Source organism: Haloarcula terrestris, assembly GCF_031624315.1.
In the GTDB taxonomy this organism is placed as follows: domain Archaea; phylum Halobacteriota; class Halobacteria; order Halobacteriales; family Haloarculaceae; genus Haloarcula; species Haloarcula terrestris.
The window spans coordinates 1-19,892 of record NZ_JAMQOM010000017.1 but is presented as its reverse complement, the minus strand read 5'-3'; the positions used below and the strand labels follow the sequence as shown (position 1 = coordinate 19,892).

Genomic DNA, 19,892 nt, shown 5'->3' with positions numbered 1-19,892 from the left:
GTAGACGCGACCTATGACAATCGACCAATTAGAAGAGTACGGGCTCGAACAGATGGACGACGACGAGATCGAGGCGTTCCTCTCCGCCCACTCGACCGGGGTATTGGGCCTCCCGATGTCGGATATCCCGTATCTGATTCCGCTGTCGTACGGCTTCGACAACGGGTCCTGCCTCTATTTCACGTACGTAACCGGCGAATCGAGCCAGAAGGCAGAACTGACCGAGAAGGCAGGCCGTGGCCGGTTTCTCGTCTACAACGTCGACACCGCGTTCGAGTGGCAGAGCGTCATGCTCGATGGCGATATCACCAGTGTCCCGGAGGACGACTGGCCAGAAATCGAGGCAATAACCCAGAACGCCTGGCGACCCAACACGCTCCAGACCGCCACCACCTCCGGCGGCGTCACACTCTATCGATTCGAAATAACGGACCTAGCCGGCATCCGACAGACCGGGTTAGCACCCGACTTTCGGGAGAACATCGAGCCGTGACTGTCGTCCCCGCGTAACGGCAACGACGGCAAAGCCTTTGAAACGGTCGTACATCGACGGAACTGTATTCTCCCACCTCGGTTCCGGATTCGGACACTGCAGCGACAGCTACCGAAACCGATTCCAGTGAAAGCGCCCGAAACGTGACCTAAGAGATGCTCCAACCGACGGCTGACTGGATTGGCCCCGGTCAATCCGCAGTGTTGATAGCCGTGCTGGGCCTCGCGACGCTCGGAACGCTGGCGCTGTTTTTCGTCGCAGCGGCGAGTACACGCCGCCGCCGCTCACGGCCGTACGTACTATTGACGGCGGCTATCGGGCTGTTGGTGCTTCGGTCCGTCGTCGGCATCGGGACTGTCCTCGGATCCGTCCCGATGGTGGTACACCACCTCACTGAACACGGGTTCGACTTCCTCATCGCGCTGCTGGTGCTGAGTGCGATCTATGCAGTCTCACCGCCGACTGTCCCCGACTGATCGGCGTTTCGACGGTCGCACCATGAACCATTTGGTGTCGTTCAGTGTACCGGCTAGTATGTCTGAATATGCACCGAAACTGACACGGCGGCGTTTCATGGCCGGGACCGCGACGGTCGTGTCACTCTCGGGGTGTCTGGGGACCAGTGAGGAACTGGAGCCGGCCAGCATCGAAAGCGGCGGGAACTGTGACCAGTGTGGCATGGTCATCGACCAGCACCCGGGTCCAGTTGGCCAAACGTACTATCAGGATAATTCGCCCGAGGGTCATGACCCGCCGGCACGGTTCTGCAGTACGAACTGCACGTATCGCCACCGATTCGCCAAAGAACAGTCGGGATGGACGCCTGCGGAGACGTTCCTAACCGACTACAGTGCGACCGACTACGAGGTCCGGACCGGCGGGGGCAAAACAATCATCTCCCGGCACGTAGAGCCGGAGGCGTTCGCTTCGACCGGAGCGCTCACGGTCGTCGCTAATTCGGAGATAGCGGGGTCGATGGGGACCGCTATCGTCCCGTTCAGCGACAGCGGGGATGCGGAGTCGTTTGCCGAGGAGTACGGGGGCCAGACTCTCCCTGCCGAGGACATAACCCGAGAACTGGTGGGCGGGATATAAGTGGGTTCTCGCGCAATGAGAACGTTCGATACCCTGTTGTCCCGGAGGGTGGAACGCTGTACTGAAACCTATGTCCACGGTTACTGAGCAAGTGCGTTCCCACGTCGAGTCCAAACCAGGGGTCCATTTCAACGCGCTTGCGTCTGATCTCGGTATCGCGACAGGCCAAGCACAGTATCACCTGCGGAAACTGTGCCGTGCTGGCGACATCGTCGCCGAGGAGATTCAGGGCAAAACCCACTATTACAGCCGGGAGTACGACCCCTGGGAGCGACGCGTGCTCGCCTTTGCCCGGCGGGAGACTGCGCGGACGATTCTCCTCCATCTACTGGACGCGGAGTCCCTGTCGGCAGACGAACTGGCCGATCGACTGGGAGTCGCCCGGAGTACGGTCTCCTGGCATGTTTCGGCGCTGGCTGATGCGGGGATACTCGAAAAGTCGTACGGCAAACGGGGGCGTGTCATCGTGGCTCTGGTTGCCCCGGACGAGACACAGCGGCTACTCGCGGCGGTCCGTCCATCCCTTACCGACCGTCTCATCGACCGGTTCACGCGGTTGGTCGACGACGGACTCGCGACCGCAACGGACGACGGCTGAAATCAGGCTGCATCCGTCGCAAGCATCGCCCCCACAAACGTGAGCCCCCACCAGCACAGAAGCGAGAGGGCGGCGACCCACGTCGGGACGAACGCCGACCGACCCGGAACAGCGACGTACAACACCTGATTGAACACGAGCCCTCGGTACGCCCCTGCCGGGGTCATGGCGAGCGCGCCACCGAGAGTTCTCGTCGTGACACCGGTATCCAGCGCGGTAAACACCGCAAGGTCGCTTCCGACAGTGAGAACAAGCAACCCGGCGAGCGCGAGGACGAGCGCTTTGCCCCGGCTGCCGGCCAGCGCTGACAACAGAAATGCGATCGTCAGCGACGAGAGCGCATACAGGACTGTCAGCGCGATAAACCGGATGAACAGGAACGGCGAATCGACGCCGCGATGGCTCGCAAACACCGTTGTCTCCGGCCCTGCGGTCGTCGCCACGTTGAGACCCAGGGCCAGCAACGGGGCGACGACGATGGTGAGCAACAGGAGGGCACGCCCCGCGTACACACCGCTGACGTACGACCACGTCGAGAGCGGGTAGGTGTCAAGGATATCCAGTTCACCCCGGGCGGCGGGGTCGGCAATCGCTCGATAGCCGACTGCGAAGGCAAGCGTCGGCACGAGCACTTCGACGGCAACGAGCGTATCGACGACCGTGGGGACGTAGCCGCCAGTGGGGCCGCCCCCGGCATGGGCGAGGCCGAACAGGACAATCCCCGTGATCAGCCCGAGCGCGAGATAGGTGCGTGTCCTCACTGCACTCCGGACCTCTCGGACGAAGACCGCCCAGAACCGGTTTCCGTCCGTCATGACTGGCCACCCTCCGGAGCGCCGATAGTGGCTCTGTCCCGTTCCAGCAGCGCTGTGAACGTCTCATGCAGCGGCCCACCGGTCTGTGCCCGCAGGGATTCGACTGACCCGGTCCGCACGAGGTGGCCGGATTCGAGCACTGCGACTCGGTCGGCTGTCGACTCGACCAGCGGCAGTTCGTGCGAGCAAAGAACCACGGCGCGACCGTCGTCGGCAATCGATTCGATGCTGTCGAATATCAGTCGGCTCATCGCCGGATCGAGGCCGCTTGCTGGTTCGTCGAGCATCACAACCGGTGGGTCACCGGCCAGTGCCTGTGCGATTCCCAGGAGACGCGTCATCCCCCCGGAGAGCCCTGACACGGGACGGCTGGCTACTTCTTCGAGGCCGACACGTTCCAGAAGGCGATCAGGGTCATCATCGACGAGATCCGCGTAGAACGCGGCGATCTCCCTGACGCTGAATCCCGGCCGGAAGGTCGGCCGCTGTGGCAGGTAACCTAGTTGGCGTTCGGCAGCAGGCCCGTCGTACGAGACGGTGCCACTGGTCGGTCGCTCGACGCCGAGAAGCACGCGCAGGAGCGTCGTTTTTCCGGACCCGTTCGGCCCGATGAATCCAGTCACGGCGTCGGACGGCACATCGAGAGACACCTCCGAGACGGCTGTCACATCGCCGTACGTTTTCGTGACCTCGTCCGCCGTGAGGTATGTCTCGCCGGTCATGATCCCCCCTCCGTCGATGTCTCGTTTCGAACTCGCCTGACAGTCTCGGGATTGGCAGGGTCTGCAAGGGGTGCCCTGTCGACAATGCTCCCCCGGCGAAAGCCGGGCGTGGTGCCACGGAGCGCCCGGAGACCCCGGACACTCGGTGCCGACCTGAGGACGATAGCAGCGTCGGTCTGATGGAGACGGCGGTCGACGGAGTCGGTGGGCGAGTAGGACTGGGTCAACGCTGAGCCAGCCCCGCCGGTAAGGTCATACGCGCCACTCCAGTAGTTCCCCCTGCCGTCGTGAGTGTACACGCGTAGCGGCCCCGGTCCCGAGACGGCGTGGCGGTCGTTTGCGATGAAATCGTTCGCAGTGACGATATTTGAGGGAACGACTGTCGACGCTCGCACACCGATGTCGTTCCCGTAGATGACGTTGTGCTCGTACAGGGACCGGTCGGCGTTTGTCGACATCGCCTGGGTTGTGTCGACGACCACGTTGTGCGCAATGTAACTCTGGGACCCGGCTAACATGACGCCACTGCCGGCGTGGCGAACGTCGTTCCCGACGATGGTGTTGGCCACTGGGTTCGTCATGACGACGACGCCAGCGTACTCCTGTCCCCGGGCGACGTTGTCGGCAACGAGCGACCGGGAGGTGTACATCAGATGGACGCCAAAGCGGTTGTCCCTGAACGTGTTGTTCCGGACAGCAGTCCCGTCGGCCCGGTGGAGGTACACGCCGTCACGCCCGCCGTTGAAGGCCGAGTCCTGTACGACAATCGACCCGTGCATCCCGATAACGCCCATGAACCCGTCTTGCCAGTCTGCCGTCCCGTTGACCGTGACGTTCTCGACGACTGCACCGGATGCCCGCCGCAGAACGACGCCGCTTGCGGGCGTCTCGACGGTGAGGTTCGCAACGTACAGCCCGGACGCGTTTCGACCGGTAACGGCGGCGTCGCTGTTGCCGTAGGCGGTGGTCACGGTCGCGTCCCAGGCGCTGTCGTCGGCCTTCGTCGGGTCGCTCACCGTCGCGTTACCGACGCCGACGATCTCGAACCCGGTGACACCGACCCGGTCGGCAGTTACTGTTACGACAGTGCTGTTCCCGCCACCGTCAAGCGTCGCTCTGGGGCCGCTGAGTGTGAGTGGCTTGTCTATCGTCACCTGCTCGTCGTATGTCCCAGCCGGGACAACGACCGTTGTGTTCGGCGGGGCCGCATCGACTGCTGCCTGAACCGTTGGCGCGTCCGTTCCGACTTCGACCGATACGGGTCGGGTCCGTCGCTGTCGTGCTGTCTCTACAGCGGCATCCGCTTCGCTCCGTCGCGGGCCGACCTGCTCTCGGACCGCTGTCGCCTGTTCGAGATCGAACGACCGGGTCTTGAGGGCTTCCCAGTCGATGATTCGTCCGCCACACGTATCGGCGAACGCCGCGGCGTCGTCGCGGTCGGCGAAGGGCACAACCGCCGGACCAGACGGGACCCTCGCTGCCCCGTCGACGACGTAGTGGGCCTGATTAGCTTCGACCCAGTCCGGTGGTGCGGCAGTCCGGAGAGAGCCGTCCTCGCCGCACCTGACTGGTCTGTCACTGTAGTCGGAGACGTACACCGCGAGTGGATAGCCGAACTGCTGCTCGTGCCCGGGTTCCGTGAGTGCTGTCACGGCCTGGTCCAGACCGACGTAGCCGACGACGTACTGATACTGTGAGTAGAAGACTTCCGCGCGCGGGACGCTGATGCTCTGATTGCGGGCGATCTGCTCGTCGGCCATCGTAATCCCACGTTGGACGGTGGTATCGAACGCCACTGGGTCCGGGCGGGCGCTGGTGGTATCGACGACAAACGACGTAGCGAAACCCAGTGTACAGAGAACTACCGCGAACAGGGCGAAGAACTGGACGGTCGTCAGGGCTGGTCGCATCTGTCGGCACTACGCGCGATGTCCCATTACAGTATCTGGTGCACCTCTCGAAACTGACGGCACAAACGGGTCCAGCCCCAGTAATCCGGACCCCGCTCTGCCATCGTTCGAGCGGCATCAGTAGTGATAGCCTGATAAACTGGCCCACGTTTTACCGGGTGGCTACTTGTATGGTCGATCCTATCACTCAGGATAGAAATGAGTGACAATCAGGACCAAAACCCCCGGGCAGCGCCGACAGTCTGTCCGTACTGTGGCGTCGGCTGTACGATAGAATACGCGGGCAACGGCAAAGCAACCGGCACGGCGGGGCCAGTGAACACGAGCGGTGAGGTCTGTCCGAAGGGCGTGGCCGCATTTGATATGGTCGCCCACGAGGACCGGCTGACCGAGCCGCTTGTCCGTGAGGGCGGTCGGTTTGTCACTGCGCCCTGGGAAACCGCCCTGACTCGCGTGGCTGATGCACTCGGGGAAATCATCGACCACCACGGGCCAGACGCCGTCGAGTTCTTCGCCTCTTCGAACTGTACGAACGAAGAGAACTACGTCTTTCAGAAGCTCGCGCGGATGCTCGGGACCAACAACGTCGACAACTGCGCCCGCCTCTGTCATTCGTCGACTGTCGCCGCGATGAGCGAACGCCTCGGTGCCGGAGCGATGACGAACACGCTCGATGACCTCTCCGAAACTGACTGTTTGCTCGTCACTGGAGCGAACCCAGCCGAACAGCACCCGGTCATCTTCCGTTCGTACGTCTTGCCGGCGATCCGCAACGGGGCCACACTCATCCATATCGACCCGCGGGAAACGGACACGACTGATGCCGCCGACATCCACCTCGATGTCCGGCCCGGATACGATATCCAGTTGCTCAATTCGATGGCGAAAGTCGTTCTCGACGAGGGGCTCGCCGATGAGTCGTTCATCGGTGAGCGAACGACCGGCGGCGCGGAATTGAAGGCCCACCTCCGTGACCTCGATGTCGTGGCGGGGGCCGACGTGGCCGGCGTTGACGCGGATGCCGTCCGGGAAGCGGCCCGAGCATATGCTAAGGCTGACAGGGCGGCAATCGTCACTGGGATGGGAATGAGCCAGCACACGTCCGGCACCGACAACGTCCATGCGCTGTTGAACCTCGCGTTGCTGACCGGGAACGTCGGTCGCCCCGGAACCGGCGTGAACCCGCTCCGTGGCCAGAACAACGTCCAGGGTGCCGGCGATGTCGGCGCGCTTCCCAACGTGCTCCCGGGGTACCAATCCGTTACGAACCCGGATGCTCGGCAGCGTATCGCCGACGAGTGGGGCGTTGCGCCGCCGAGCGAACCCGGCCTGACCGAGACGACCGCGATACACCAGTTCGGTGACGGCGTCAGGGCGGCGGTCGTGTTCGGCGAGAACCCGGCGGTCACGGAACCGAACGCCAATTCTGCCAGATCCGCCTTCGACGAACTCGATTTCTGCGTCGTCATCGATCTCTTCGAGACGGCGACCGTCGACCACGCCGATGTCGTGCTTCCAGGGAGCAGTTGGGCGGAGAAATCCGGGACGGTGACCAACACGGACCGGCGAGTGATGCGGATGCGACCGAACGCTGACCTGCCCGGGAACGCCCGTCGGGACCTCGATATCCTCACGGACATCGGGCAGCGGCTGGTCGACCAGGCGGACGCGTTCGACTACGACGGACCGGAAGCGGTGTTCGAGGAGCTAGCGCGGGTCAATCCGCTGTACGCTGGCATGAGTTACGACGGCATCGGTGATGGCTACCAGCGGTGGCCCTTCCCGGCGGATGCCGATTCCGGGACCGATGTGCTTCACTCGGAAACGTTCGCTTCCGGGGAGCGAACCGCGCCGCTGCTCCCGATTTCGCCGACGCCACCGGCCGATGCCGTCTCCGGAGACCAGCTCGTTCTCACGACGGGACGCGCGCTCCAGCACTTCAACAGCGGGGCGCTCACTCGCCGGTCGGAGACGCTCATGCGGATGCGCGGGGAGGATGTCCTGGAGATCCATCCGGACGACGCTGCCGCACGCGATATCGCGGACGGCGATACCGTTGTCGTTGAGAGCGACCGCGGCAGCGTAACGGTGTCAGCGGCGGTAACGACCACGATTCGGCCCGGGGTCGTGTTCTGTACGTTCCACTATCAGGACCCACTCGCAAACGCCCTGACCGGCGATGCGCTGGACCCTGTCGCTGAGATTCCGGAGTACAAGCATTCGGCAGTAACAGTCCGAACGGCACCAGCGCCCACACAGGAATAACGCACTCCCGGTCTCCGGCAGGGCGCGCGAGGAGACGCAGGTGATATGACTGGGCTTGACTGCTCACCCCTGGTGTGGGAGAATACTGTTTGTGATGGGACTGTCGCCAAACGTCCCGATATTAAGTCTATCCAGCGGTGAGAACCACTATGCCGACCGACCGGGTCACCGTCTCCCTCGATGCGGAGACCAAAGAGACGCTACAGGAATTGACCGACAGAACCGGAGAGAGTCAAAGCCAACTGATCCGCGAGGCCATCGGGTTTTACGCAGCAAACTTCGACTCAGCGCACGCGAGTGACAGCGACCACCTCCAGACGTACTATGAGATGCTTTCGACGGGCGAGCACGTGCTTCTGGATATCGATTTACTGCACGCACTGTTGAACCAATTCGATGAACCTGCGGAGCGTGACGAGGAGGTTCTGGAGATGATAGATCAGGTCGCACAGTACCACGCCCAGGAGTACGCCGAACGGTTCGACTCCCTCGAAGGCGTTCTCGATTGGCTATCGCTGTGTGGGTTTCTGACCGTTCGACGGGCCGAAAAGGGGAGCTTTCACGTGGTTTTCCCATCCGAATCGGTGCGGTGGTTGCTGATTCGGTTCATCCGGGGTAGCATCGCCGACCTCCCGTTTGAGATAGAGATCGAGGAGAGCCTTTCGAAAGTACTCATGAGAGAACGGGCGCCGTAACGCACCAGCCGGTGAAACAGGCGTTCGCGAATCCGGAAACGGCCCGGTCTTACGATTTCATACAGACGGTGTCGCCTACAAAGGGTTCATACGACTGATGATCCGGCTACACACAGGTCTTAACAATGTTTTTTGGCACCTGCTGGAACCGTGACAGTAGCTATCAGGACTAACAATCATGAGTATTACACAACGACTCAAAGCCGTCGGCCCGGGAGCGATGGTTGCGGCCGCGTTCATCGGTCCTGGCACGGTCACGACTGCGAGCGTCACGGGGGCGGAGTTCGGCTATGCGCTCCTGTGGACAATGGCCTTCTCGATCGCCGCGACGATCGTTCTCCAGGAGATGAGTTCGCGACTCGGCCTCGTTTCGGGCGAAGGACTCGGCGAGGCGCTCCGAGAGCGGTTTGACAACCAGATCGTCGAGTACGTGAGTATTTTCCTCGTCGTCGGGGCTATCGGTGTCGGGACCGCCGCCTATGAGGCCGGGAACATCCTCGGCGGGGCCGCGGGGCTGGCGACAATCACGGGCATCGACTCGACAGTATGGGGCGTCGTGATGGGCCTCGTCGCCGGGATCCTGCTCTACACTGGGCGGTACAAACTGATCGAGCGAGCACTCGTCGGTCTCGTCGCCGTGATGGCGCTTTCGTTCGTCGCATCGGCGATACTCATCGGTCCCGATCCCGGAGCGATTGCGATGGGGTTCGTCCCCAGTATCCCCTCGGGGTCGCTGTACCTCATCACCGGCCTCATCGGAACGACCATCGTCGGGTACAACCTGTTCCTGCATGCGAGTAACGTCCAGGAGCGCTGGAACGGGCCCGAAGATATCGGGCACTCGCGTATCGACACGGTGCTGTCAATCGTTGCCGGCGGCGTGATTACGATCACTATCATGGTGACCGCGGCCGCAGCGTTCGAGCCGGGAACGCAGATCAGCGATATCGGTCGGATGGCCGAACAGCTCCGACCCATTGCCGGGCCGTACGCGGAACTGTTCTTCAGCATCGGCATCTTCGCCGCCGGGTTCACGAGCGCGACGACCGCACCGCTTGCGGGCGCGTGGGCGACAACGGGTGCCTTGGGCTGGGATTCAGACATGCAGAGCACGCAGTTCCGTGCCGTCTGGGGGACCATCCTCGGCGTCGGGATTCTCTCGGTGGTGCTGGGTGGTAGCCCCGTCCAGATCATCGTGTTCGCACAGGTCGTCAACGGGATTTTATTGCCTATCGTCGCCGTATTCCTGATCTACGCGATGAATCAACGGGACCTCCTCGGCGAGTACACGAACGGGTCGATAGCGAACGCGCTCGGTGTCATCGTGACACTCGTCGTCATCTGGCTCGGCGTTCGCACGATTCTCGACGTGGCGGGGGTAATATAAATGACCGACCGGAAGATCGGCGTCGACGTGGGGGGAACGTTTACCGACGTGACACTGTCACTCGACGGCGAACTCGTGACGGCGAAAGTTCCGAGCACCGAAGACCAGAGCGAAGGCGTGATCGCCGGGATCGAGAAGGCGTGTGCGGAGGCCGGCATTGAGCCCGAGACTGTGAGCGAGTTCTCCCACGCGATGACCGTCTCGGTCAACGCGCTCCTCGAAGAGGACGGCGCAACGACCGCACTGGTCACGACCGAGGGGTTCCGGGACGTTCTGGAGATCGGTCGCCAGGATCGGCCGTCGCTGTATGACCTCTCCGCGGAAAAGCCGACACCGCTGGTTCCCAGACGCCGACGCTTTGAGGTGTCCGAACGGACAACGACTGACGGCGTCGAACAGTCCGTTGACGACGATGAAGTCCGGGAAATCGCCGATCAGCTACGCCAGATGGATGTCGAGTCCGTCGCCGTCTCACTCTTACACGCGTACGCGCACCCCGAAAACGAAACGCAGGTCACGGACATTCTTCGGGATGAACTCGACGTTCCCGTGTCCGCGTCACACGAGGTCCTCGCCGAGTTCCGCGAGTACGAACGGACCTCGACGACCGTCGTCGACGCGTACGTGCGGCCGGCGATTGACCACTACGTCAGTCACCTCACCGATCGGGCGCAGGAACTCGGGGTCCCACAGCCACGGATCATGCAGGCAAACGGCGGGATTACGGACGCCGATACCGTCAGACGGAACGCTGTGACGACCGTCCTCTCGGGCCCCGCTGCGGGGGTCGTTGGGGCCGGGTCGATGGCGGCCGACGACACCGACGAACAGGACGGGTTGGTCACGTTCGATATGGGCGGGACCTCAAGCGATGTGAGCCTCGTCCGTGACGGGGACGCCGAACGGACGACTTCGGGTGTCATCAACGAGCGCCCTATCAAGACCCCGATGGTCGATGTCGAAACGGTCGGGGCCGGTGGCGGGTCCATCGCCTGGGTCGATGCCGGGGGCGCACTCCGGATCGGACCGCGCTCCGCCGGGGCCGACCCCGGCCCTGCCTGCTATGGGAAGGGGGGGACTGAGCCGACTGTCACCGACGCGAACCTCGTGCTGGGATACATCGGCGAAAGCACCAGTCTGGGCGGCGAACTCTCACTCGATTCGGATGCCGCCTATGACGCGCTCGCGGACCTGGCCGACGAGGCCGGTCTGGACGGCCCGCTGGAAGCCGCGCGTGGCGTCTACCGCGTTGCGAACGCGAACATGACCCGCGCCATCCGTTCTGTAACAGTTGAGCGGGGCTACGACCCGCGGAAGTTCGGCCTCGCCGCGTTCGGGGGTGCCGGGCCGATGCACGCGATATCGATCGCGGACAGTCTCGATATCGACCGGGTCGTGATTCCACGTGCTTCGGGCGTGCTGTCGGCCTACGGCCTGCTCGCGGCCGACGAGAAGCGCGACGCGGTACGGACGTATCAGCGGGCACTCGACGCGGCCGACCCCGACGATGTCGACACCGTCTACGAGGAACTGTCCGAAGAACTGCTAGCTGAGGTCAGCGACCGAGAGGCGGCGACAGTACGACACTCCGCGGACCTCCGGTACGCCGGTCAGAGCTTCGAACTCACCGTCGATGTCGACCGACCGTTCGATATCGCAGAGGCACGGGAGCGATTCGCGGCGGCCCACGAATCCGCGTACGGCTATCGGGCCGACGAGTCGGTCGAACTGGTGAACTGTCGCGTGACGACGACAGTCGAACGAGAGGCGCCGCCGGTCGAGTACGATGCCGATGGGGACCCACGGAAGGGGTCTCGGGAAGCGGTGTTTGCCGACGATGTCCGCGAAACGCCGGTCTACGAGCGGGCACACCTGCCTCCGGGGGACGACATTGACGGTCCCGCCATCGTCGAAGGCGATGAGAGTACCATCGTTATCCCGCCCGCCTGGAACGTACGGGTCCGCGATGACGGGGCACTGACTGTAGAGGTGACCGACAAATGAGTCCTGACGATACGATGACGAGCGAGAAACAGGAGCCGATCGACCCCATAACGCTGGAAATACTCCGGAATCAATTAGAGAGCGTTGCAACTGAGATGGGGCACGTCCTCATCCGTGGTGCGTACTCCCCGAACATCAAGGAGCGCCAGGACTGTTCGACGGCGCTTTTTGATGCCTCCGGTCGGATGGTCGCCCAGGCCGAACATATCCCGGTCCACCTCGGCGCGATGCCCGATGCGGTGGATACCGTCCTCCGGAAGGACCCGGAGCCGGGCGACGTGTTCATCGTCAACGACCCGTTCGCCGGCGGGACACACCTCCCGGACATCACGCTCGTCTCGACGATTGCGCCCGATGACGAGGTGATCGGGTACGCAGTCTCGCGAGCCCACCACGCCGACGTGGGCGGGAGCTCGCCGGGGAGTATGCCACCGGGTGCGCAGGAGATTTACGAGGAGGGGCTGCGACTCCCGGCGGTTCGCCTCGTCGAGGGCGGCGAACCCAACGAGGCGGTCCACGAACTCATCCGGGCCAACGTCCGGACGCCCGACGAGCGCGAGGCGGATCTCCGGGCGCAACGCGCCGCGAACGACCGGGCCGAGGAACGGGTCGGCGACCTCCTCGCGGAACACGGTTCGACCCTGATTTCGGCGTTCGATGCCGTCATCGACTACTCCCGCGACCGAGTCGAGGCCGAACTCGACGCGCTCCCAGATGGCACGTACCGGGCGCGAGATGTGCTGGAGGGCGACGGCGTGACCGATGACGATATCCCGATCGAAGTGGCCGTTACCATCGACGGCACCTCTATAGAAGTCGACTTCGCCGGGACTGCCGACCAGGTGGCTGGCAACCTGAACGCGCCGCTTTCGGTCGCGAAGAGCGCGGTCTACTTCGTCGTCCGAGCTATCACCGACCCTGAGATTCCGCCGAATCACGGCTGTTACGAACCGGTGTCCGTGTCAGCCCCAGAAGGGTCGGTCCTCAATCCGAAGCCGCCAGCCGCCGTCGTCGGCGGCAATGTCGAGACGAGCCAGCGCGTCATGGATGTCACGCTGGCGGCGCTTGCCCAGGCCGTCCCCGACAAGGTTCCTGCCGGCGGACAGGGGACGATGAACAACCTCATCATCGGCGACCGAACCGGCGATTTCACCTACTACGAGACGATCGGCGGCGGGTTCGGCGCACGTCCCGATAAAGACGGCATGGACGGCGTCCAGGTCGGGATGACGAACACGCTGAACACGCCCGTCGAAGCGCTGGAGGCCGAGTATCCGCTCCGCGTCGAGCGGTACGCGCTGCGCCCCTCGAGCGGTGGCGACGGCCGTTACCGCGGTGGACTGGGTCTCGAACGGACCGTCACCGTCGAGACTGACGCCACCGTGTCGCTGCTGACCGAGCGACGGCGGACGGCCCCCGCCGGAATCGACGGTGGGGAAGACGGCGCGACGGGAGCGAATCTGATCGACGGCGAGCCGGTCCCCGCGAAAGCGTCCATTGATGTCGCGGCCGGGACGACCGTTTCCGTCCGAACGCCCGGTGGCGGCGGGCACGGCGATCCAGCACAGCGGGACCCGGAAGCGAGGGAGCGCGACCGACGCGACGGGAAAGTCGACGACCGGTGAGACGTATGGGGGCGATTGCCCCCTCGTTGAACAGCCCCAGCGAGCAGACGATCCACAAGAGTGGCCTGTTGTGGCGAAGTGTCTTTTACCCACTCGCGGCTAGAACCGGTAGTGATGGACCGCCAAGACCAATCGGCAGGCGACGGCGAGCGGCTGCCAGCGGAGACGCTCTCGCCGTTGGCGAGGCGGGTCGACGAACTACTGGCCCTGTATCGATACGAGCTCACCCCCGCTATCGATGCGATCAATGCTGCCGTGTCCGGATATGGCGGATTGTTCGACCCGGAGACCACCGCTGATGAGATACGGGCAGCAATCGATGACCTCTTCGAAGGCGACCCGCCACTGTCACAACAGGACGCCCCCGGTACCGCTGTCTCACACGCTGTCCTCTATGTGGACGGCAGTGCCCACAGCAACGGGCCGGCCGGTGCCGGTGCTGTGATCCAGGCCGACGGGACACGGATCGCGGGACTCGGCCGTCCGGTCGGCTCACGGACGAACAACAACGTCGCCGAATACGCTGCTCTCCACCTTGGGCTCCGGTCGTTGACTGCACGGTGTGCCCCCGATTCTGTCGAGGTACGAATCGACTCGATGACTGTTATCAACCACATCTGGGGCGACAGTGAGAGCGCCGTGCAAGCGACGCCATACAGCACGGCGATAACTGACCTCCTCTCGAGGCTGCCCGCTCACGAGTGGACACACTTGGCGGACAGCGACCCGAATCCGGCCGATGCACGAGCGACAGTCGGGGCTGATATCGCGGCACTCGGACCCGGGTGAAACAGGGCTGCCAGTAAACGGGATTTATCGTGGCTACCGGTATTCAAACCTGAAGCCACGATACTGAATGGCTGTGTTCTCAGCTGCACGACTGACAGGCAGTTCCGGTCAGTCGAACAACCCTTCTTCGTGGAATCCGGTCATCAGGTCGTCGATAAGCGCGTCGGCGGACTCGTAGGGGTAGTCCTGATAGTCGGCGTACTCCGATCCGAAGTCCATCACACCGACGCGTACATTATCTGCTTCGAAGGTCGTGCCTGCGCCGTCCGGAAGCACTGGTATCAGTTCCATCGGTTCCGAAATGGGGTAGTCTGCCTCGTTGAAGACCTTCTCCAGTTCCTTTCTTAGCTTTGAAGCGGTTGCTTCGGACATAGCGACTGCTAGGTTGAAAGAGACAAAAGGCTTGTTCTGTGCCACCTAGACACGCCCTGCCGAGCAGTCGAAACAATTCTATGGTTCTATCACCTAAACGTGGTACTATGCGGTTCCGTCATCGGATCCACGCCCTCACAATTCCCGACGGCCTTCGGGACGCGATAGCGGCACATATTTCGGCGTGTCACCCTCACGAAGCCGGGGGGTATCTCGCGTGTGAACGACGAGGCGACCGGTTGTACGCGACTGATCACGTCCCGCTCGACAACGTCTCACCGAGGCCACGGCGTCGGTTTGTCGCCACGTCTACCGATGCGGTTCCGCCGGAGCCCCGCGTCTTCTATCACTCACACACGTCGGCGTCGACACTGTCTGGGCTGACGGGTATCGACCGACAAAACATCCGTGACCGGTTCGCACTCGTCGTGTTCGCTCCCCACGGGGAGCCCTACAGTTACCGGCTGTTCCGACTGGGGTTGATTAATTGGCACGAAGTTCCCGTGATGACGGAGAAGCAGGCTCCTGAGGGAACTGAGGGGCAGTCCCCCGAGGGATCGACCAGACTGCCACGGCTCGTCTGAGTCGTTGTGGATCGCGCGTGGAGTCGTTTCTGCCGTGCGCTGTTCGAGTTCGGAATCAGCGACCGGGGCGGTAACGCGGTATCCGGCTAGTCTTCCTCGCCGCCGGCCACGATGTTGGGGTTGCTCTGTTTTTCGACGCTGTATATCGGGTAGTCATCCTTGGTGAAGTACGCGATCACGAGGAACGAAACGAATCCGACCGCGGCGGCGATGAACGTCGGCAGGCCATCGAAAGCAGCGGTAAAGATGTCGTTCGGGATGTACAGGAGCGTGTTCTCGTAGGCGTAGGTGGTCGGTACCAACACGAAGAGCACGAGTCGGGTCGCGGAGCCGGAGAGCATCGAGCCCAGCGCAGCCGGCGTAGTCGCGATATCGGACCAGTACAGCCCCATCACCAGTGGGACGAACGCACCGGCCAGCATGATGTCGAACGCAAGCACGAGCAACATCCCGGTCGCGGACACCCGTATTGCGAGGAACACGCCCAGCAGCGTGATCGGCACGGACATCAGGCGCGTGACAGTGAGCAGTTTGTCGCTCTCCGAGCCGAAGAAGCCTTTGTCAGCGCCGCCGTCCGCGGCCGTCGCCGGGCTGTCAGCACTCTCTTCGTCGACGCGGATATTGCCGATGTTCCGGGCGATGACGGCCGACGTTCCAAGTATCGCGCCGTCGCTCGTCGAGAACGAGGCGGCAACGATGCCAGCGAGGACGAGTGCGGCCAGCCACGGGGGGATGGCGTTCTGTAACAGCGTGTACAGCACGGCCTGGTTCCCGGCCTCGACACCGAGCGAAGCGAGGATCGGGTTTGCCGAGAGTGCGACGACGGAGAACGGGATGCCGATGATAAGCGTACCGGCGGCGCCGATGAAACAGGCCTTCTGTGCGGTTTCGGGGCTGTCAGCCGCGAACACGCGTTCCATGAAATCGATGGCGACGATGTCACCGAGACCCAGGGCGACGATGGTGGCGAGGTTGATATACGCCCCCTGGCTTGGGTCGGTGAGCTGCCCGAGGTTCGTCGGCCCCATTCCGGAGGGGATCGTGAGGCCGTAGTTGGCCGTGACGTAGACGATGAGCGCGATGGAGCCGACGAACGCCACCCCCGCCTGTATCACGTCGGTGTAGGCGACCGAGAACAGTCCGCCGGCGACAGTGTACGCGAGGACGAGTCCAGCGATGATGAACACGCCCAGTTGGAAGCTCGTGCCGACGAAAATCTGGAAGAGGTAGCCGCCGGCGACGAGGTTCCCCGCCAGCAGGAACGCGTAGGCGACGGACATGATGATACTCGCGACGATTTCGGCGGTACGGCCGTACTTCCGGCGGTAGAAGTCCGGCAGCGTCGTGAGGTTGAGCCGGTTCATCGGTTTCGCGAAGAACAGCCCGGTGAGGAACAGACAGGTCGCCAGTCCGACGGGCAGTGCTGCACCGGCCCAGAAGCCAAAGCTAGCCGCGAGGTCGGTGTTGCCAAGCGTCGCGTTCGAGTCGAGCGACTGTGCCATCAACGTCGCCGCTGCCAGCGGGAGGATGAGTCCCCGACCGGCGACGATGTAATTGATGCTGTCGCCGTTGACCTTTTTGGCTACGTAGAAGCCGATCGTCATCATCGTCACGATGGTGGCAGCGAGGCCGTAGAGAATGACGCTCATGGCGACCTCCTCTGAACAACGATTGAACAACTAGATTCGATTTTACTGGCTACTTCGACAGCTATAGCCCCCTTCTGGTTTTCGATTGAACGGTATCCAGTCACATGACTTCCGTTTTGAGCACTACATAAAGACGTTATGACAGTATTGTTTACACAGTAGAGTTATCCCGCAACGTCCATGGACTGTACTCACATGTAGATGGGCATTCGTACAGTATGAAGCCACATGGGCTTCCTAAAATTATTTAAATACTAGAGACGGATAGAGGGATTTCAGTACTGTTCAGTTCACCATGCGATTATAGAATTTGTTCCAACCGAAAGTAGAAAACGTGTCCCAATCAGATACCTAATAGAGATTTCGATGGACGAACTGCAAAACAACTGGTGTGCTAGATAATGACGCCCGATCCCATTCGAATGAAACGGAAGGTCCAGCAGTTGGGATCATCCACGCTGGCGGTGACAGTGCCCGTCGACTGGGCGCGCCACCACGATATCTCGAAGGGTGATGAAGTCATCGTCCAGCGCGACGAGAACGGCGGGTCGCTGCTCGTTGTCCCCGAACAGCCCACTATCGAGGACGTGGAAGCGACCATCGACGCGGACGCGCTGACCGCCGATGCCTTGGAGCGGGCTATCATCACGCAGTACGTGCTGGGCCGACAGCTCATCCGCGTCGAGGCGACAGCGCCGCTGGGTCTCGAACACCGCAACGCCATCATGAGCGCCGAACGGCGACTGATGGGGCTGGGTATTGTCGAACAGGCTGAAACCACGGTGACGGTGCGTTGCTCGGTCGCACCGGAGGATTTCGACCTCCCGACGCTGCTCGGCCGACTGAGCCGCACCGAGGCGGTGATACGCGGGGACGCACTGACCGCGCTCATCGAGGGTGACACCGACCTCGTCGAGACGGTGAACAGCCGTCAGGAACAGGTCGAGAAGCTGTTTTACCTGTTCCTGCGCCTGGTGTTTACCATCTACCGGAACCCGCGGCTGAACCAGGTTGTCGGGCTGGAGACCGGCTTCCCGCTTATCGGCTACCGCTCGGTTGCCCAGGACGTGGTGTTGATGACAGACACAGCCATCGATATCGCGGACTTGGCCACCGAGTCGGCGACGCCCGACCCGACCACTGCGTCGAAGCTCACTGCCCTCGGGGAGGCACTCGACGACGCCGCGAGCGCGACCCGGTCGGCGGTGACGACACCGGATTACGACGCGACTGAAGACGCACGCGACGCGTTCGAGCTAGTCGACGACCGAATCGCCGAACTCAACGCTCACCTCGAAGCCGAGCGCCCCGAACCGCTGCTCGCACTCCAGCGCGCCGTCGTCCTGCTGGAGCGAAGCGCCAGACACGCCCGCGACAGCCTCTCGGTGGCGACGCATCTGGCTTTCCGGAACGACCCCTCGCTGGTCACCGGAGAGTGACTGCCGCCTGGAGGGCGGCGAGCGACAGGCATCCTTAAATTCCTTTAGGAAACTCGAACGGTACATGCTCACTCGTGGACATTGGAGTGGGTTTTACACATCCCAAGGAACACTTTTCAGTAGTTCGCAAGCATCTATTTCTGTCGACAAACACACTGGGTTCGACCAGTTCGAATCCGGAAAACTACCATATCATGACTGACCGAAACGGCGACGATATCTACGGCGACAAGCACAAAGAAGCGAACGAACCCATCTTCAGCGGCATCCCGACGTTTCTCAAGCTCCCCGAGGTCGACCGCGATGCCCTCGATGCGGAGGATGTCGATATCGGCATTCTCGGCGCGCCACTTGACACGGCCACGACCATCCGCCCGGGCACCCGCTACGGCCCACGTGCGGTCCGGGCCGCTTCGACGGTGCCCTCGCCACCCTACGAGCACTTCAACATCGAGACCGGGATCGACCCCTTCGACACGTTCAGCGTCGCTGACACCGGCGACGCGGCTGTCTCTCCGGGCGATACCCGCCAGAGCCAACTCAACATCGAGGACGCAGTCTACGAGATCAGCGAGCAGGCGACGCCCATCGTCATCGGCGGTGATCACTCCATTTCCTACCCTGACATCAAGGGCTGGGCGGAGGCTAACGGCTACGAGGATATCGGCCTGATTCACTTCGACTGTCACGCCGACACGGGCGATGAGGGGCTGACCGGCTTCGAGTACGATCACGGTGCGTGGGTCAAGCGAGTCTTCGATGACGGCCTCATGGCCGGCGAGAACTACACCCTCATCGGTCCGCGTGGCTTCTGGCCCGGCCCCGACACCTACGAGGAGATGCGGGAAGCCGGTATGAAGTGGTACACTTCGATGGAAGTCGGCGGGATGGACCTCGACGACATCGTCACCGACGCCGTCCAGCGTGCCACCGACGGGACCGACGCCGTGTGGGTCTCCTTCGATGTGGACGTAATGGAACCGGCCTACGCGCCCGGTACGGGCGAGCCCGAACCCGGCGGCCTCATTCCGCGTGAAGCCATCTACATGGTCCGTGAGGTCGTCAAGGCACTCGATCCCGAGGACTTCGGCTTCGACGTGGTCGAGGTCTCGCCGGCGTACGACACCAGCGACAGTAGTTCCTACAATGGCGGTGTCACCAGCGGGCTGGCCAACCGACTCATAATCGAGGTCATGGGAAGTATGGCACTCGCCGAGAAGGGCCTCGAATCGGGCGACCCAATCAAGCCCAAGGAACCGCTCGGTCCCACGGAGGAAGCCGAGACGCCGGCCGACGATTAACCCCGGCGCGGGTCGACAGTGCTGACTCGATGGAAACGCTGCTACGCCATGAGAGCGTGAATTAAGACATGGGGCGCAAGAGACCGACCGCTATTCCGTGCCTTAGAGCACGTCGTGTTGACTGGTCCGTGTGCGAAAGAAGCCGAGTC

At 62.7% G+C, this 19,892-nt stretch carries 18 protein-coding genes; 13 read left to right on the top strand and 5 right to left on the bottom strand.

From position 1 onward, the window contains the following. Positions 1–13: 13 nt before the first annotated feature. The 4 genes from NDI54_RS19655 (at position 14) to NDI54_RS19640 (ending at position 2,186) form a co-directional block, all read left to right on the top strand. Positions 14–493, top strand: coding sequence for a pyridoxamine 5'-phosphate oxidase family protein (locus tag NDI54_RS19655; RefSeq protein WP_310898070.1), 480 nt, complete (start codon positions 14–16; stop codon positions 491–493). Between the two features lie 155 nt (positions 494–648). Beyond that, positions 649–969, top strand: coding sequence for a DUF7471 family protein (locus NDI54_RS19650; RefSeq protein ID WP_310898069.1), 321 nt, complete (start codon positions 649–651; stop codon positions 967–969). 58 nt (positions 970–1,027) lie between these two features. After that, the gene (locus tag NDI54_RS19645) at positions 1,028–1,588 is read left to right on the top strand and encodes a nitrous oxide reductase accessory protein NosL (RefSeq protein ID WP_310898068.1); all 561 of its coding nucleotides are present in this window, start codon (positions 1,028–1,030) and stop codon (positions 1,586–1,588) included. A 70-nt stretch (positions 1,589–1,658) separates the two neighbouring features. Then, positions 1,659–2,186 carry a winged helix-turn-helix transcriptional regulator gene (locus NDI54_RS19640; RefSeq protein ID WP_310898067.1) on the top strand — a complete coding sequence of 176 codons (528 nt, stop codon included), beginning with the start codon at positions 1,659–1,661 and terminating at the stop codon, positions 2,184–2,186. A gap of 2 nt (positions 2,187–2,188) precedes the next feature. On the opposite strand, the gene NDI54_RS19635 is transcribed toward NDI54_RS19640, so the two are convergent. The 3 genes from NDI54_RS19635 to NDI54_RS19625 are packed head-to-tail and all read right to left on the bottom strand — an operon-like array spanning position 2,189 to position 5,633. After that, positions 2,189–3,001: an ABC transporter permease gene (locus tag NDI54_RS19635; RefSeq protein WP_310898066.1), complete on the bottom strand. Its 813-nt coding sequence runs from the start codon at positions 2,999–3,001 to the stop codon at positions 2,189–2,191. Then, positions 2,998–3,723 carry an ABC transporter ATP-binding protein gene (locus tag NDI54_RS19630; protein WP_310898065.1) on the bottom strand — a complete coding sequence of 242 codons (726 nt, stop codon included), beginning with the start codon at positions 3,721–3,723 and terminating at the stop codon, positions 2,998–3,000. The genes NDI54_RS19635 and NDI54_RS19630 overlap by 4 nt, the downstream gene beginning before the upstream one ends. Beyond that, a complete protein-coding gene (locus tag NDI54_RS19625) occupies positions 3,720–5,633 on the bottom strand; it encodes a NosD domain-containing protein (RefSeq protein WP_310898064.1) in 1,914 nt (637 codons plus the stop codon). The genes NDI54_RS19630 and NDI54_RS19625 overlap by 4 nt, the downstream gene beginning before the upstream one ends. A gap of 198 nt (positions 5,634–5,831) precedes the next feature. On the opposite strand from NDI54_RS19625, the gene fdhF reads away from it, so the two are divergent. The 6 genes from fdhF to NDI54_RS19595 all read left to right on the top strand — a co-directional run bounded on the left by fdhF (position 5,832) and on the right by NDI54_RS19595 (position 14,398). Further along, on the top strand, positions 5,832–7,898 hold the full coding sequence (fdhF, locus tag NDI54_RS19620) for a formate dehydrogenase subunit alpha (RefSeq protein WP_310898063.1): 2,067 nt from the start codon (positions 5,832–5,834) through the stop codon (positions 7,896–7,898). Between the two features lie 149 nt (positions 7,899–8,047). Next, positions 8,048–8,593, top strand: a complete 546-nt coding sequence (locus NDI54_RS19615; protein WP_310898062.1) for a ribbon-helix-helix protein, CopG family — start codon at positions 8,048–8,050, stop codon at positions 8,591–8,593. Positions 8,594–8,771: 178 nt separating this feature from the next. Beyond that, positions 8,772–9,980 carry an Nramp family divalent metal transporter gene (locus NDI54_RS19610; RefSeq protein WP_310898061.1) on the top strand — a complete coding sequence of 403 codons (1,209 nt, stop codon included), beginning with the start codon at positions 8,772–8,774 and terminating at the stop codon, positions 9,978–9,980. Beyond that, positions 9,981–11,984, top strand: a complete 2,004-nt coding sequence (locus NDI54_RS19605) for a hydantoinase/oxoprolinase family protein (RefSeq protein WP_310898060.1) — start codon at positions 9,981–9,983, stop codon at positions 11,982–11,984. It begins immediately after the preceding gene. After that, a complete protein-coding gene (locus tag NDI54_RS19600; protein WP_310898059.1) occupies positions 11,981–13,609 on the top strand; it encodes a hydantoinase B/oxoprolinase family protein in 1,629 nt (542 codons plus the stop codon). The genes NDI54_RS19605 and NDI54_RS19600 overlap by 4 nt, the downstream gene beginning before the upstream one ends. Positions 13,610–13,723: 114 nt before the next feature. Continuing rightward, complete coding sequence (locus NDI54_RS19595; RefSeq protein WP_310898058.1) at positions 13,724–14,398, top strand: ribonuclease HI family protein; 675 nt, start codon at positions 13,724–13,726, stop codon at positions 14,396–14,398. A 108-nt stretch (positions 14,399–14,506) separates the two neighbouring features. Here the strand turns inward: NDI54_RS19595 and NDI54_RS19590 are convergent, their stop codons facing one another. Continuing rightward, positions 14,507–14,770: an MTH865 family protein gene (locus NDI54_RS19590; RefSeq protein ID WP_310898057.1), complete on the bottom strand. Its 264-nt coding sequence runs from the start codon at positions 14,768–14,770 to the stop codon at positions 14,507–14,509. Between the two features lie 80 nt (positions 14,771–14,850). On the opposite strand from NDI54_RS19590, the gene NDI54_RS19585 reads away from it, so the two are divergent. Beyond that, positions 14,851–15,354 (top strand): Mov34/MPN/PAD-1 family protein, encoded by a 504-nt coding sequence (locus NDI54_RS19585; protein WP_406600210.1) that lies wholly within the window; start codon positions 14,851–14,853, stop codon positions 15,352–15,354. 86 nt (positions 15,355–15,440) lie between these two features. Here the strand turns inward: NDI54_RS19585 and NDI54_RS19580 are convergent, their stop codons facing one another. Further along, positions 15,441–17,003, bottom strand: coding sequence for a sodium:solute symporter family protein (locus NDI54_RS19580; RefSeq protein ID WP_310898055.1), 1,563 nt, complete (start codon positions 17,001–17,003; stop codon positions 15,441–15,443). 422 nt (positions 17,004–17,425) lie between these two features. Between NDI54_RS19580 and NDI54_RS19575 the strand changes: the two genes are divergently transcribed. Next, a complete protein-coding gene (locus NDI54_RS19575; RefSeq protein ID WP_406600211.1) occupies positions 17,426–18,442 on the top strand; it encodes an AbrB/MazE/SpoVT family DNA-binding domain-containing protein in 1,017 nt (338 codons plus the stop codon). A 194-nt stretch (positions 18,443–18,636) separates the two neighbouring features. Then, the gene (locus NDI54_RS19570; RefSeq protein ID WP_310898053.1) at positions 18,637–19,743 is read left to right on the top strand and encodes an agmatinase family protein; all 1,107 of its coding nucleotides are present in this window, start codon (positions 18,637–18,639) and stop codon (positions 19,741–19,743) included. Positions 19,744–19,892 lie beyond the last annotated feature (149 nt).

Coding starts and splice junctions, on each gene's coding strand:
- NDI54_RS19650 (WP_310898069.1), top strand. CDS start 649: ATGCTCCAACCGACGGCTGACTGGATTGGCCCCGGTCAATCCGCAGTG.
- NDI54_RS19575 (WP_406600211.1), top strand. CDS start 17,426: ATGAAACGGAAGGTCCAGCAGTTGGGATCATCCACGCTGGCGGTGACA.
- fdhF (WP_310898063.1), top strand. CDS start 5,832: ATGAGTGACAATCAGGACCAAAACCCCCGGGCAGCGCCGACAGTCTGT.
- NDI54_RS19590 (WP_310898057.1), bottom strand. CDS start 14,770: ATGTCCGAAGCAACCGCTTCAAAGCTAAGAAAGGAACTGGAGAAGGTC.
- NDI54_RS19645 (WP_310898068.1), top strand. CDS start 1,028: ATGTCTGAATATGCACCGAAACTGACACGGCGGCGTTTCATGGCCGGG.
- NDI54_RS19600 (WP_310898059.1), top strand. CDS start 11,981: ATGAGTCCTGACGATACGATGACGAGCGAGAAACAGGAGCCGATCGAC.
- NDI54_RS19640 (WP_310898067.1), top strand. CDS start 1,659: ATGTCCACGGTTACTGAGCAAGTGCGTTCCCACGTCGAGTCCAAACCA.
- NDI54_RS19630 (WP_310898065.1), bottom strand. CDS start 3,723: ATGACCGGCGAGACATACCTCACGGCGGACGAGGTCACGAAAACGTAC.
- NDI54_RS19570 (WP_310898053.1), top strand. CDS start 18,637: ATGACTGACCGAAACGGCGACGATATCTACGGCGACAAGCACAAAGAA.
- NDI54_RS19655 (WP_310898070.1), top strand. CDS start 14: ATGACAATCGACCAATTAGAAGAGTACGGGCTCGAACAGATGGACGAC.
- NDI54_RS19585 (WP_406600210.1), top strand. CDS start 14,851: ATGGTTCTATCACCTAAACGTGGTACTATGCGGTTCCGTCATCGGATC.
- NDI54_RS19635 (WP_310898066.1), bottom strand. CDS start 3,001: ATGACGGACGGAAACCGGTTCTGGGCGGTCTTCGTCCGAGAGGTCCGG.
- NDI54_RS19605 (WP_310898060.1), top strand. CDS start 9,981: ATGACCGACCGGAAGATCGGCGTCGACGTGGGGGGAACGTTTACCGAC.
- NDI54_RS19615 (WP_310898062.1), top strand. CDS start 8,048: ATGCCGACCGACCGGGTCACCGTCTCCCTCGATGCGGAGACCAAAGAG.
- NDI54_RS19610 (WP_310898061.1), top strand. CDS start 8,772: ATGAGTATTACACAACGACTCAAAGCCGTCGGCCCGGGAGCGATGGTT.
- NDI54_RS19595 (WP_310898058.1), top strand. CDS start 13,724: ATGGACCGCCAAGACCAATCGGCAGGCGACGGCGAGCGGCTGCCAGCG.
- NDI54_RS19580 (WP_310898055.1), bottom strand. CDS start 17,003: ATGAGCGTCATTCTCTACGGCCTCGCTGCCACCATCGTGACGATGATG.
- NDI54_RS19625 (WP_310898064.1), bottom strand. CDS start 5,633: ATGCGACCAGCCCTGACGACCGTCCAGTTCTTCGCCCTGTTCGCGGTA.